This window comes from uncultured Dysgonomonas sp., from assembly GCF_900079725.1.
Lineage (GTDB): Bacteria > Bacteroidota > Bacteroidia > Bacteroidales > Dysgonomonadaceae > Dysgonomonas.
The window spans coordinates 1,401,877-1,415,597 of the sequence record NZ_LT599032.1; the positions used below are offsets into that span (position 1 = coordinate 1,401,877).

12 protein-coding genes are annotated in these 13,721 nt (G+C 38.9%); 7 read left to right on the top strand and 5 right to left on the bottom strand.

The window, feature by feature from the left end; translation table 11 throughout:
* The first annotated feature begins 2 nt into the window (after positions 1-2).
* The 4 genes from rsxC to lpxB all read left to right on the top strand — a co-directional run bounded on the left by rsxC (position 3) and on the right by lpxB (position 4,535).
* Positions 3-1,289, top strand: coding sequence for an electron transport complex subunit RsxC (rsxC, locus tag QZL88_RS06115; RefSeq protein WP_296939198.1), 1,287 nt, complete (start codon positions 3-5; stop codon positions 1,287-1,289).
* Positions 1,276-2,361: an RnfABCDGE type electron transport complex subunit D gene (locus QZL88_RS06120; RefSeq protein ID WP_296939199.1), complete on the top strand. Its 1,086-nt coding sequence runs from the start codon at positions 1,276-1,278 to the stop codon at positions 2,359-2,361. The genes rsxC and QZL88_RS06120 overlap by 14 nt, the downstream gene beginning before the upstream one ends.
* Before the next feature lie 167 nt (positions 2,362-2,528).
* Entirely contained in the window at positions 2,529-3,302 is a 774-nt protein-coding gene (gene surE, locus QZL88_RS06125; protein WP_296939200.1) for a 5'/3'-nucleotidase SurE, read from the top strand.
* A gap of 90 nt (positions 3,303-3,392) precedes the next feature.
* Positions 3,393-4,535 (top strand): lipid-A-disaccharide synthase, encoded by a 1,143-nt coding sequence (gene lpxB / locus QZL88_RS06130; protein WP_296939201.1) that lies wholly within the window; start codon positions 3,393-3,395, stop codon positions 4,533-4,535.
* 35 nt (positions 4,536-4,570) lie between these two features.
* On the opposite strand, the gene QZL88_RS06135 is transcribed toward lpxB, so the two are convergent.
* The 5 genes from QZL88_RS06135 to recO form a co-directional block, all read right to left on the bottom strand.
* A complete protein-coding gene (locus QZL88_RS06135) occupies positions 4,571-5,221 on the bottom strand; it encodes a DUF1080 domain-containing protein (protein WP_296939202.1) in 651 nt (216 codons plus the stop codon).
* 6 nt (positions 5,222-5,227) lie between these two features.
* Positions 5,228-6,448 carry a DUF6051 family protein gene (locus QZL88_RS06140; RefSeq protein ID WP_296939203.1) on the bottom strand — a complete coding sequence of 407 codons (1,221 nt, stop codon included), beginning with the start codon at positions 6,446-6,448 and terminating at the stop codon, positions 5,228-5,230.
* Positions 6,449-6,470: 22 nt separating this feature from the next.
* Positions 6,471-7,733, bottom strand: coding sequence for a DUF2851 family protein (locus QZL88_RS06145; RefSeq protein ID WP_296939206.1), 1,263 nt, complete (start codon positions 7,731-7,733; stop codon positions 6,471-6,473).
* 102 nt (positions 7,734-7,835) lie between these two features.
* Entirely contained in the window at positions 7,836-9,629 is a 1,794-nt protein-coding gene (locus tag QZL88_RS06150; protein WP_296939209.1) for a hypothetical protein, read from the bottom strand.
* 57 nt (positions 9,630-9,686) lie between these two features.
* Positions 9,687-10,409, bottom strand: a complete 723-nt coding sequence (gene recO, locus QZL88_RS06155) for a DNA repair protein RecO (RefSeq protein WP_296939211.1) — start codon at positions 10,407-10,409, stop codon at positions 9,687-9,689.
* Between the two features lie 116 nt (positions 10,410-10,525).
* Here recO and QZL88_RS06160 point away from each other — a divergent pair, with 116 nt between their 5' ends.
* From QZL88_RS06160 to QZL88_RS06170, 3 genes are all read left to right on the top strand, one after another.
* Positions 10,526-11,158, top strand: coding sequence for an HAD family phosphatase (locus tag QZL88_RS06160; RefSeq protein ID WP_296939213.1), 633 nt, complete (start codon positions 10,526-10,528; stop codon positions 11,156-11,158).
* Between the two features lie 13 nt (positions 11,159-11,171).
* Positions 11,172-12,113, top strand: coding sequence for a riboflavin biosynthesis protein RibF (ribF, locus tag QZL88_RS06165; protein ID WP_296939214.1), 942 nt, complete (start codon positions 11,172-11,174; stop codon positions 12,111-12,113).
* A 253-nt stretch (positions 12,114-12,366) separates the two neighbouring features.
* Positions 12,367-12,690, top strand: coding sequence for an RNA-binding protein (locus tag QZL88_RS06170; RefSeq protein ID WP_006798612.1), 324 nt, complete (start codon positions 12,367-12,369; stop codon positions 12,688-12,690).
* Positions 12,691-13,721: the final 1,031 nt, after the last annotated feature.

Genomic DNA, 13,721 nt, shown 5'->3' on the forward strand with positions numbered 1-13,721 from the left:
TTATGATGCATATTTTTTCGATGAAGAGTAAGACTAAGAAGCTGAAGATTCAGCCTCTCGAAGATGCCCCCCTTCTTTACATTCCTTTGCTCAGATCCTATGGCAGTATGCCCGAACCGGTTGTGAATGTAGGCGACAAGGTAAAGAAATACCAATTGATAGCACGGAGTATAAACCATATGCCGGCTAATATGCATTCTCCCGTTTCGGGTATAGTGACCGATATAAAGGAAGCTTTGCAGGCTGACGGTTTTATGGCGACTACAGTTGTGATAAGTAACGATTTTGAGGAGGCAGAGGTAGAACTGTCCAAAGATGATACTGATCCATATACCCCTGAGCAACTAATAGAACTGATAGAAGCAGCCGGAATAGTCGGCGAGGGTGGAGCTCAATTTCCTACGTCACTAAAATATAGGCTTGAAGGCCATAAAATAAATACGTTTATTATTAACGGAACAGAATGCGAACCGTACCTGACGGCCGATTATGCTTTGATGGCAGAACGTACAGAAGAACTATTCAAAGGGATTGGCATAGCAAACAGAATACTTCAGGCAGATGATACTGTCATCACTATCGAAGAACAGAATAAGGAACTTCTGAAGATATTCAGTCCACTTCTTCAAAAGGCCGAATATAAGAACTTCCGTGTTGTAGTGCTCCCTAATGAATATCCTCAAGGTGGTGAGCTCCAGCTTATCCGGTCAGTAACAGGCATTGAGATGCCCCGTTCTCAGCGTCCCCGCGATATAGGAGTTATTGTTAGTAATGTAGGGACTATTTGTGCCATATATGATGCAGTGGTAAACCGCCATCCGGTAATCAGCCGGACAATAACCATATCGGGAGAGGAATCACTCAACGAGGGTAATTTTGAAGTTAAGATCGGTACACCTGTCGGTCATTTTATAAGCCTGCTTGGCCTGTCGGTCACCAATAAAACAGTTGTATTGGGGGGCCCTATGATGGGACGGGGTATTACCGACTGGAATGTACCTGTATCGAAAGGCTCATCCGGAGTACTGTTTTTCCGTAAAGAGAAAATTAAACGAAGCAATTGTATATCTTGTGGCTATTGCGTCGATGTATGCCCTATGCATTTGATGCCGATGAAGTTTGAAGAGAATTTTCGTAGGGGAAAATACTTCAATCTCGAAAAATATAGTATCAGCAGCTGTATAGAATGCGCTGCTTGCGAATACATTTGTCCGAGTAATGTGCCCTTGATTGAAAGTATAAAGGAGGGAAAAATCAAATTAAAACAACTGGCAGATGCAATACGATAAAATGATATACGCTCCTTTTGTAAGGAAAGATGTAAGTACCAGTAAAATAATGACCGATGTCATTATCTCTTTACTTCCCTGTATAGCCATATCATATCTGGCTTTCGGCTTTGTTCCGTTGATGGTGATACTCGTAGCGGTGGGCAGTGCATTGGTAACCGAATTTATCTTTTCCGCTATCTTTTTCAAACAGACTGATTCTGTCGCCGATGGCTCAGCCATTATAACGGGCATTCTGTTATCGTTTACCATAGCACCTTTTACGCCTCTGTATGTTGTTGCGTTCGGCGGAGCCATGGCTGTACTATTCGGGAAACTTCTTTGGGGCGGAATGGGACGCAATGTATTTAATCCGGCATTGGTTGGTCGCGAATTTATGGCAATATTCTTTCCTGCAGTAATGACTTCCCGTAGCATATGGTATGATAAAACAGCTGTGAATATACCCGAACTCAATCTTATCGGAGATAAGTTTTTCGACCAGTTGATATATAAAGCATCCGGGGCAATAGGAGAATACTCTGTTTTGCTGTTAGTCGCAGGAGGAATATTTCTTTTGGTACGCCGCAGGATTTCGTGGCATATACCTACTGCTTTACTAGTTGCATTCACCATTTTATTATTAACATTCTCCACCTTTACTTCATATAGTATACAGTTTTCGCTGGGAGGTCTTTTATTGGGCGCCATCTTTATGGCTACCGATATGCCATCAAGCGCCTCTACAAAGTATGGGAAACTTTACTATGGTGCAATGATAGGTATTGTAGCCATTATTTGTATTCTCAATGATGTGAAATACGAATATATGTCTTACTCGATTCTTCTGCTCAATGCTTTTGTAAATCCTGTCAATTGGGTATTCCGCCCAAAAGTGTGGGGTGAGAAGCTGGATGTATATACTCGTCTGTGGCAGGCATTATCCGTTACAGCTGCCATCCTGATTGCGACATTTGCTGTAATATACCTACACCATTTAGGGGCTATTATGTATCTGATATTTGTCTTTATCCTATATTGCGTGGTTAGATTCATTGCTAAGGATATGAGGCAGGATACTGTTAATAGCTAACCGGCGCAGCAAAACAAATGAAGTTAGATGCTATATACAAAATACTTAAAATATATATCAACCATCAGCACTAAGGGCACACAAAGGATATGCACTGTAAAAGATTTAAAAATTATTGACGTATCTTTGCTTATTAACAAAACAATGATAAATATAAACGCAAAATAATGGAGAATAAGAAGCCTCTGATACTGATAACAAATGATGACGGGTATCAGGCTAAAGGTATAAATGAATTGATAGAGAGCGTAAAAGGATTAGGTGAAATAATAGTAGTAGCTCCGGACGGCCCCCGTTCGGGAATGTCGAGCGCAATAACATCATTGCAACCATTGCGCGCACATTTAATCAAAGACGAAGCAGATCTGAAGATATACAGTTGTACCGGAACTCCTGTCGATTGTGTGAAATTGGGTATAACCGAACTGACCGAACGTCAACCCGACATTGTACTTTCAGGAATCAATCATGGTTCGAATGCAGCTGTTGCCGTACTATACTCAGGAACGATGGGTGCTGCAATGGAAGGTGCTGTATTTAAAATACCATCTATCGGCTTTTCGCTCTTGGACCATGACCATCATGCAGACTTCTCTGCCTGCCATAAGTATACACGCATGCTTACATCTCAGGTACTAAAGGACGGATTACCGACGGGAACATGCCTTAATGTAAATATACCGAAAGGACATGGCATAAAAGGCCTGAAAATATGCCGTCAGACATCAGGAAAATGGACGAATGAATTTGTTCTGTCGAAAGATGGCGCTAACAAGCAAATATATTGGCTCGCCGGGGAATTTACCAATGATGAGCCATATGATGAAAATACAGATGAATGGGCATTAGTCCACAATTATGTTGCGGTTGTTCCCGTAAAAGTGGATATGACAAACCATGATTACCTGGAACCAATAAAGGCATGGGAGAATTTAATTTAGTTATAAATTATAAGTTATGAGTTATGAGTTGAAGTCATCCATACGATGCATGACTGTTAACTGTTGACTGATAACTGTTAACTGATATTTATGAAATATTTTCTTGTAGCGGGAGAAGCCTCCGGCGACCTGCACGGGTCGAATCTGATGGCTGCATTGAAAGAGCAGGATGCAAATGCAGAGTTCTGTTTTCTGGGTGGTGACCTCATGCAGGCACAGGGAGGCAGACTGGTAAAGCATTATAGAGAAATGGCCTTTATGGGCTTTATACCTGTATTGCTTAATCTCAGGACGATTCTGCGCAACATGAAAATGTGCAATGAGGAAATTATCAGGTTTCAGCCGGATGTACTTATACTTATAGATTATCCGGGCTTTAACCTTAAAGTCGCCAAATATATAAAGACACATACACAGATACCTGTCTATTATTACATCTCGCCTAAAGTCTGGGCATGGAAAGAATACAGGGTAAAATCATTCAAAAAGTATGTGGATGAAATGTTGTCGATCCTTCCATTCGAAGTGGATTTTTACAAAAAGCATAACTATCACATCGACTATGTAGGCAATCCTGTAGTAGATGCAGTAGCAAATTTCAGAGAAGAAAACAAAGATGACACGCGGGAAAAATTTATCTCAGAAAACAAACTGGATAATAAACCTATTATTGCACTGTTAGCAGGAAGCCGCCAACAAGAGATAAAAGACAACCTGCCGGCTATGCTGGAATCGATAGAAAGATTCACGGATTACCAACCCATCATAGCCGGAGCTCCTGCAATAGAAGCAGATTACTATAAGAAATACATTGGAGATAAGCCCTGTAAGATCGTTTTCGGGCAAACATACCGTTTACTCGAATACGCAGAAGCAGCTCTAGTCACCTCAGGTACAGCGACACTGGAGACGGCCTTGTTCCGGGTTCCGCAGGTTGTATGTTACGAAACCCCGATACCTCATGTCGTATACTGGGTATTTAAGAACGTACTTCACACAAAATATATTTCGCTTGTGAATCTGATTGCCGACAAAACAGTAGTACAGGAATTGTTCGCCAAATTCTTTTCGGTCGAGGCTATAAGAAATGAAACTGACAGGCTATTGAATGACATTCCTTATCGGGACAAGATGTTATCGGAATATGATGAAGTAATAAATATACTGGGTAAGCCGGGCGCATCCGGACACGCAGCGACGATTATTATAGATAAATTGAAAAAGGGGAACTAAATCCCCTTCTCTCCTACTCTCTATCTGTTTAATATTTAAGGCAATGGTGTTAATGTCACGTTCCTAAACTCAACATCTTTGCCTTCGCTCTGTAAACCGATGTAACCTTCCTTGATTTTATTTGTACCCTTATTCTGGAAGGCACCGTTTATATATATCGTAATTACTCCGTTGCGGCAGTATACATCAGCACAATTCCATTCTCCGGGAACTTTTTCCGTCGAAGCCTTAGCCTTCGCTATTACCGGAAATTTAGGACGTCCGCTTTCAGGATTCTTGTATTCAGCCAGATCGGAACCGTTGAGTAATACAAAATCACCTGCGTTTCCGGCTTTCAACTGACATTCTATACCGTTTGGAAAAGGATTCTCCGGTTTTTCTATCAATAAGAAAATACCGCTATTCGATGCTACACCTTCAGGCCAACGCCATTCTGCATGTAAATGATAGTCGCCGTATTTCTGCTTAGTATACATATATCCAAGTGGCTCACCTGTAATGTGAATCAAACCATCCTTTACATAAAATACCTTTTCTGCCGGTATACTATTCTTATCCAGCACAAAATTCCAATTAGATAAGTCTGTTCCATTAAACAGCTTTTCCACTTCCTGAGCTTTCGCCTGCCCGGAGAACGATGTTACAAACAAAAGAGTCAGCGCTACTACATTAAAAATCTTATTCATCAGAATTTATTTTAAGAAATCACTTATTTTATCGAAAGTTAAACGGAACTGCTTATCCACCTCATCGGCAATCCTCGGAAGTGCCGGGAATGGGTCTTCATGGATATATTTATATGGATAATCCAACGTCTCTATCCTGATAGGAATATCCCTGTCCGAACCCTGCAATGTATTAATAACCTCATATGCAGGCACAACTTCATCTTTAGCTAATGTAATAGCATAGAATTGATGGCTCATTTCTCGGAAGCGGTTTTCTCTGGCTATCGTTTGTGACCGGTAGTTGAGCATGCTTCTGAAATTATTTCCCTCGGGATGGGTATGCATATAATGGCGAAGTACTTCGTCGCGTTTCATATGACTTTCAAGATGCTCCACCACATAAGAGTATAGGCTTACATTGGCTTCGCTATCGAGAATAAACTTCGATACGGGCGATAACCTATTAAATACAGCCCCCCCACAGAAGGTCGCGTATTTTGATTTCGCAAAGTGTCCATCCTTATTGCTCATCATTAGTATCTCGCCGAGGAATGTACCAATAGAGTAAGAGAAAAAATCAATTGAAGCATCCTTTTCTATTGCCGGGTGCAGTCCCTCTTTAAAAGCTTCGACAAAATCAATTACATCATAATATGTTTGCAGCCCCGACCACAGAAACCGCTGTGGCTTGTTATGCAAACGGGTACTGATAGCGACATTAGACAGGCTGGAACAGATAACATCAGGGTGACGTTGCTTACGTTGTTCGCTCACATGATACATCTCCCGTGAGTTACTCCATGTGGCAGGCGCACGGTTCATATGAAAAGCTATAGGGAACATCACTATGGATTTACCTGTTTTCTCCGCTATATATTTTGCCCAGGGCAAATATTTATTCCAGTATTTTTCATTAAAACCATGAAACATAAAGATAATACCTTTGGCCTTCTGCTCATTCTTTGGCATTATCATATGATAGCGGAACTTTATATTTTCCATAATCTCCGCATCCTTCTTATTCAGCATTTGCTGAATAACGTCAGGCTCATAATCTTCTGGTATACTTGGAATATACTCATAGTCGTCATTATTGCCAAGTCCCCCGGGAAGGATAAAACGATAATTCGATTCGAAAGTAAAATTACGCATAACAAGATGACTATCAATTTCAATCTCGCTATCGGTATAATTCTCTATTTTTTTAAGATGATTAAAAAGGTCTATATATTTCATTTTAGTCATAGGTTAATTGATTTGGTAACTGTTAACTGGTTAATAGTTGATGTCCCACCCTACAAAATAAACATTTCCTGGGCTCGCAATACTCGTGCTTGAGTTGAATCATAGCCTGCGAATCGGCAGCATTATTCAATGGCATTTTCAGTCTTTCGAAATGTTTCGTTATCGAATTTCTCTCCGGCTTCAATATCTCAAGAAAACGAAGTGCCCGCTCGCAATGTATTTCACTATCGATAGTCCTCCCATAAAAAAATAGAATCGGAGCTACCGTATTTATAAGTATAATGTCGAGAGAGGCATCTCCAAGGTATTTTACCTTTCGTTCGGATGAAACTCCGAATGCATAATGCGTCTGCCAATATTCAGAAGCGTTTACATGAAACATCAACCTGATGCGTCCCATATCATCGCAGGCTGTAATTTTAGAAAATAATCCATGTGAATTATGTAATAAAGCCGCTAACTGGGCTATCCGAATCTGAGGAAAAGCAGTTGGCCGCGTTCTTAAACTTTTGAATACATAAGATTCTAACGGGTTCAGTTCATATTTATTTTTCAGGAAAGCATATTCTTTTTGTAATAAAGAATAATAATCGTCATTTACTTTAAGATTGTCCAGCATGCCTGACTGCCCAAACAACAAAGCTTCTATCTGAATAAGGTTATCACCCTGCTTCCGGATATATTTCAATGGCAGGCTCAGTGCTAATCTCTCGAAAGAATCGGAATTTAATCCAAACCCGAAATTACGCGAAAGAATTACATAAAATACATCTTCCCACGAGTTATTATATCGCTCGAGTAATTCCTGTATATGTTTTGATTTTCGTTCCAAACGTTCTATCAACAACGTATTCATCCACGAATTGAGATGAAAAGATGACATGGAGCCAATATAATTGCAGCAAGGAATATCAGTATTGGAATGAATGAGGAAATCATAATTCTCCAATATATGTTTCGGATAAGTTATTTCGCATTGCATAACCGGTTGCCCCGATTCGTTATACACCTCACAATTAGCTTTTTCTACAATATGAAGTATAACAGAATTATAGTTCTTATTTACATCATGCTTATGCTTCACCCATTGATCCGACGATTTATGGATCTCTACATTACCGGCCCAAATCTTATCTCCTATCTTAATCTTAGCATTAAAGAAATCGGGACCTTCATTTGTGTTAGGCAGACCAACATCAATCACTTCTACTGGCTGACCTGTAGTAGTTTTCAGTCCTTTCTGAAAAAGCCTGAATTTCCATATGTAATGTAGTATATCTTCCATAATGTATTAGTTAAGCCCCCTAAATCCCCCTCAGGGGACTTTAGCAAAGCCATAAATTAATATCAATAACTCCCCACCCTTTCGGGGACGATGGGAGGGGCATCAAAGCCCTGTTATTCCCATTTTTTTCATCAGGAAACTTGCGTTCATATTCTGAGCCACCCCTTCCCTTATCTTGTATGTAAAAGACAATTGCTCATCCTTTATATCAGCCTCAAATCTGTAATTCTTTATTGCATCGGGGAATTCTTCTTCCAGATTACCCAATACGAGATCATGTGTGGCAATTATACCATTACCATCGAGCGAAACCAACTGTTTCATAAGAGCGATAGAACCTTTCTGCTTATCTTCCGAGTTGGTTCCTTTCAGTATTTCATCCAATATAATAAACAATTGCTCACCCGATTGTAAGCGATCTATAATCATTTTCAACCGTTTAAGCTCTGCAAAGAAATAAGACTCGTTATCTGTCAGTGAGTCTGAGGTACGCAAGTTTGTAACCAATTTATAAGGATAAAACTTTAGGGATACCGCACATACAGGTGCGCCTGCGCAGGCCAGAATTAAGTTTATACCGATTGTACGCAGATATGTACTTTTGCCAGCCATATTTGCCCCCGTAACAACCAAGAAATAAGGATGGCGGCTTATGGTTACATCATTGCGTACACAAACACATCTATTAAGCATCGGATGACCTAAATCTTTACCCTCCAGCATAAAAGTATCCGCAACTTCCGGATATGTGTAACCAGGGTTATTATAGGCAAATATCCCGAGAGAAACAAGGCTGTCGAATTTGGCTAATACCTTAAACCAACTGATAATATTATCTTTATGTAAAGTTATCCATCTTTCTATCTTTATAGAATAGATAACATTCCAGAAAAAGAAAGGGTTAAGGAAAAGAAGTCCCAGAATATTCGATGACTGGTCAAGGTTATTACTATACGACCTCAGTTGATGTATAGCTAGAGAAGCCGATTCTCCGCTGTTTATCTTGTTCTGTATGTTAATCAGCAATGTAGATTCAAATTTTTCCTTCTCTATTATTTTAAATAGCTTGGAGTATGTCCTGAGTGTCTCTATCTTTTTTTCAAACAAACTTTTCTTTAGATTAATATCCTTTAATGGAGCAAGACTCAGCAGGAAAAAAATTGTCCAGACAAGACCTAATACTGCATATGGAAGCAGACCTGCAATACATAGAATAAGAACCGTAATGGATACAACAGGAGCGATATATATAAAATATCTCCAGAAGCTTTTGGATAAAAGCTTTGTCTGCATAAACTGCTGTGAAAAGAAATGGATATTCAAATCTTCCGCATCAGTCATTTGCCCTATCGCCCTGAAATGGTCGAGTAATTCGGTCTTCCCCCTTAACTCTTTCAATGCTTCCTGCTGAGCTACAATATCCTCTTTCCTCTCGAAAGGGTAAAGCAGTGTATCTGCCAGCCTGTCTTTTCCAAAAGATGTCACAGTCCTGTTTATTGATTGGAAGAATGAATGATTGCCAAACAAGTCCAAATCTACACTGTAACTATGGTTTGCATCTGCTTTTTCGGGTGCGCCATCGAATGCAGAAAAGTCATAATCAATCCCTTTCAGTTCGTTCTCCGCATTTAGAATAAGTAATTCGCAATATTTTTTTTGAAGAAATAACCGGTTATGATATTTCATAAAAAAGAGATAAATCGCTACGGATATACCTATTGCAGTCAACACTACAGGTGTATCACTCCAGAAGATGTAACTTATGGCAATACAGGTCAATACGACAACCAACCGTATTGTCCCTACCTGAAATATAACCCTCTTTAGTCGGGATAACGTTGCTTTCTCTTTATCGATACGACTTTTATACGAATTCTTTACTTCCTCCAATGTCATAGATGTTAGTTATATATTACAAGTTACGAATATATGAAATTCCACTTAGAAACCCTATTAAAACAATTCATGCAATACATCCAACGATTTCAAGCCGGGAAAATCGTAAAGATGTAAGCGATAGTACTCCAGCACCTTATTTATTATATTTATCCTATCTTGACGTGAAAAGACAAAATGATGCATATTTTCATATGAGATACGAGCTAATAACGAAAGAGATTTACTGTCTGTCCTGTTCAGAAAGTGTTTATGCAAAGGCTGATAGAGCACAAATTCTCCATTCATCATATCAAACAGGCTATTCTCCCTGTATTCCTCCAAATTAGGGTAAAAGCCTAAAAAATGACTGAGTTTAAGCATGAATACCAAATGGAAATTAGAAATGCTCTTATCTGTCATTTCCAAAATCTGTACCGATTGTTCCAGAAAGCTAAATAGCAGGCGGCTATCGTTTGCATCCTTCAAGACCCTGGTAAGAAATTCGGAAAGGAAAAAAGCCATGGATGTCTTGCCCAAATCACCTGATATATCATACAAATACATATCTGCACGGGCTTCGCGTATTCGTTGTATATCACGGGAAGCCTGGTGCTCTACTTCCATATCGAGGATGGCAAGCGGCGAGAATAAAGATTTAGGCACTTTCGAACTCTTTCCTCTGACTTTCGACACCATATAAGTTACCCGCCCGAATGATTCAGTAAAAACCTGGGCAAGAACGTATTTATCGTTATAATTAATGGTGTTGAGGACGACCCCTCTTGTTTTATGAAGCACTTTACTAATGTTTTAATATTAACAAAAATACAAATACAAATTTGAAAATAACGGCTCTTAAAGAATAAATAACTAACTTCGTGCTATTATAGCACAAAATGTAATTTTTTAATTTTATGAGCAAAAAGATTAAGAACATTCTGTTCGACTTTGGCGGTGTGATAGTAAGCCTGCACAAACAAACTGCATTAGATCGTTTTACAGCACTGGGATTTCCTAATATCAACGAATATCTGGGAGAATTTCGTCAAAAAGGGATTTTCCTCGAATATGAAGAGGGTAAGATAAACCGCGAAGATTTTGTTACCGAATTTCGCAAATTATCAAATAATCCGAATGTAACAGCAGAACAGATAGACAATGCATGGTTAGGTTTCCTGGCCGATATCCCTGATTATAAATACGAGTTGCTGAAAGAACTCCGTAAAAAATATAAAGTTTATCTACTCAGCAATACCAATCCTTCAGTAATGGGATGGGCCATGACACATGAGTTTTCTCCGGAAGGGTTACCTATTAATGCTTTTTTTGACAAGTGCTATTTATCTTATGAGATAGGGCATGCCAAACCGGATCGGGAAATTTTCGATTTCATTATAGCCGATTCGAACATGGATCCGGCCGAAACCCTGTTCTTCGATGACGGAAAAGCAAATGTAGAGATTGGTGAGAAGCTGGGATTCCAGACTTACCTGACCGATCAGAATGAAGACCTGCGAAAAGTATTTACAGATAGGGGATTACTATAAAAAGTAGCCATATATGTTGCTTATAGACAGAGAACATAAACTTCAACATGCGCCACTAGTAGCTACAATAGGCTTTTTCGATGGCGTACACACCGGCCACCGCTTCCTGATAGACCAGGTGAAAGAAGAGGCCGCTAAGCGTGAACTACCATCTGCCGTCATTACATTTCCGGTACATCCGCGAAAAGTCTTGCAAAAAGATTACCAACCTGCTTTGCTTTGCGGATTTGATGAAAAAACAGAACGCCTGGCTTCTACCGGAGTTGATTATTGCATATGCCTCGATTTTACAACGGAGATTTCCCAACTATCAGCCAGAGAGTTTATGAAAGATATACTAAAAGATAAACTTTCGGTAAACACGTTAGTTATCGGATACGATCATCGCTTCGGACATAACAGGGAAGATGGTTTTGCAGACTATAAACGCTACGGTAGCGAAATTGGGATCGACGTTATTGAAGCCCGGGAACTTCCAGGAGAAGAACATGTCAGTTCGTCCCGTATCCGTAAATTACTAGTTGAAGGATATATCCGCAAGGCCGCTAAATTGCTCTCATACAACTATACTATCTCGGGAAAGATAGTGGAAGGTTTCAAAGTGGGACGGACAATCGGCTTTCCTACGGCAAACATACAGGTATGGGAAACATATAAAGTAATCCCGGCTTTTGGGGTATATGCAGTGTATGTGCATGTAGAGGGACAAAGGTATGATGGCATGCTATATATAGGCAAGCGCCCTACTCTCCACAACGGAGATAATATAAGCATAGAGGTGAATCTGTTCAACTTCGACGGAGACCTGTACAATAAGGAATTAACAGCCGAATTTATCGATTTTGTACGTCCTGACGAAAAGTTCATCGACATAGATACGTTAAAGAAACAAATAGGAAATGATAAGGATACAGTAATCAGTGTTATTGAAAATTACAAGAGGTTCAATTCCTGACATTTTCAGTCATAATCATACAATAAAATATAAAAAAGCAAAGCGTAACAAAAAAATAATTGGTTAAAATGCTAAATAACTGATTTTTATTTTTACATTTGCTATCGCATAAGAGTTCTTAAGTGTAGTTTAAATTTTTCTTTTCAAGTCATTTCCCTTCTTTGGTAACCTTTCTTGTCTAGTTTCTTTTAGCTTTCCTATTTATTTACATCTTCTGCATAGAGTATTTATTATTTAATTTTATTTTTTTACAATGAACATTTTTATCGCAGGGTTGAGCTACAGCATCAACGACAATGATTTGAAGGATCTATTCAGTGAATACGGAGAAATCACTTCAGCAAAAGTTATTATGGACAAAGCTACTGGCCGTTCTAAAGGTTACGGTTTTGTTGAATTAGCTGACAATGCAGCTGGCCAAAAAGCTATTGAAGAACTGAATGGTGCTGAATATGACGGAAGAACTATTTCCGTTTCTGAAGCTCGTCCTCGCACAGAAGGTGACCGTCCTCGCAGAAGTTATGACAATAACAGAGGTGGTGGCAACAATGGTGGATACAGAAGACGTGAATATTAATTGTCACTGACAAAATACATGAGGAGCCATACTGTAATAGTATGGCTCTTTTGTTTTCTTAATATCAACTACTACCCTCCTCTTCCGCAACATAAGTATAATTCCTATCCATATGCGCCCAATAAATCAGCCGGCAGAAGTAGACCGGAAAATATTTTCTCCTTCCTTTTTTAGGGCAAATGACGTTTATTTTTTTTTGAAAAGTTTATCTATATATTAGGAAGCTTTTGGCTTTTAGCTCTTTGAAAAAAATGATTAGCAGATTTGTATATTAGCATATCAGCAAATGAGTGACAAGTGTAACCTTTTAACTCCCCCCAACCTTCCCTCGGGCCAGAGCTGTTAAGCTCTCTACTTTGTTGTTATTTTCTGCTGTCATCCTGAGTGGAACGAAGGATCTCGACCCTGAGAAACGAGATGTTTCACTCCGTTCAACATGACACAGAGGGTATAAAAAATTAGAACTTAACAGCTCTGACCTAAAGGGAGGGTGCAGAGAGAGTAAAAAGCTAATTAGCTCCGCTGACCGTTGGTTCTTAATTTTTCATTCTTAATTATTAATTGTTCTTTGTGTTACCTTTTTTAAGAATCACAAGTTACTTCGCCTTGCAGGCAGTTAAGAGTTACGAGTAGGGAGACTGTTTACTGATATATCTGTTAGCTTTGTTACCTTTTTAACCACATATGGTTAATTGACGTAAAAACAATAAAATAAAAATGGTAAAATGTGTCAGAAGTGTCAGGTTTTAACATTGTACCATTAATTAAATTAATAAAAACAACGTGTGATTATCCTTGCCAATTTTCAGGCTTGCCGATATGACATCAGCAATCTGATTTTCATATAAAATTTTTCAGTATAAGATATGAAAATATGCTTTCATATTTATCTATATATACAAAAAGCCAGCAGCTCGTAACTAACGATTTTGCAGCTATAGTCTATAATAAAAAACATCAATGAGAAATCCGAGTAAAAGTGTCACTTTTGTAATATTTTTTTTATAAAAACGATAAATAGTTTTATATAA

Coding starts and splice junctions, on each gene's coding strand:
- rsxC (WP_296939198.1), top strand. CDS start 3: ATGATGCATATTTTTTCGATGAAGAGTAAGACTAAGAAGCTGAAGATT.
- QZL88_RS06120 (WP_296939199.1), top strand. CDS start 1,276: ATGCAATACGATAAAATGATATACGCTCCTTTTGTAAGGAAAGATGTA.
- surE (WP_296939200.1), top strand. CDS start 2,529: ATGGAGAATAAGAAGCCTCTGATACTGATAACAAATGATGACGGGTAT.
- lpxB (WP_296939201.1), top strand. CDS start 3,393: ATGAAATATTTTCTTGTAGCGGGAGAAGCCTCCGGCGACCTGCACGGG.
- QZL88_RS06135 (WP_296939202.1), bottom strand. CDS start 5,221: ATGAATAAGATTTTTAATGTAGTAGCGCTGACTCTTTTGTTTGTAACA.
- QZL88_RS06140 (WP_296939203.1), bottom strand. CDS start 6,448: ATGACTAAAATGAAATATATAGACCTTTTTAATCATCTTAAAAAAATA.
- QZL88_RS06145 (WP_296939206.1), bottom strand. CDS start 7,733: ATGGAAGATATACTACATTACATATGGAAATTCAGGCTTTTTCAGAAA.
- QZL88_RS06150 (WP_296939209.1), bottom strand. CDS start 9,629: ATGACATTGGAGGAAGTAAAGAATTCGTATAAAAGTCGTATCGATAAA.
- QZL88_RS06160 (WP_296939213.1), top strand. CDS start 10,526: ATGAGCAAAAAGATTAAGAACATTCTGTTCGACTTTGGCGGTGTGATA.
- ribF (WP_296939214.1), top strand. CDS start 11,172: ATGTTGCTTATAGACAGAGAACATAAACTTCAACATGCGCCACTAGTA.
- QZL88_RS06170 (WP_006798612.1), top strand. CDS start 12,367: ATGAACATTTTTATCGCAGGGTTGAGCTACAGCATCAACGACAATGAT.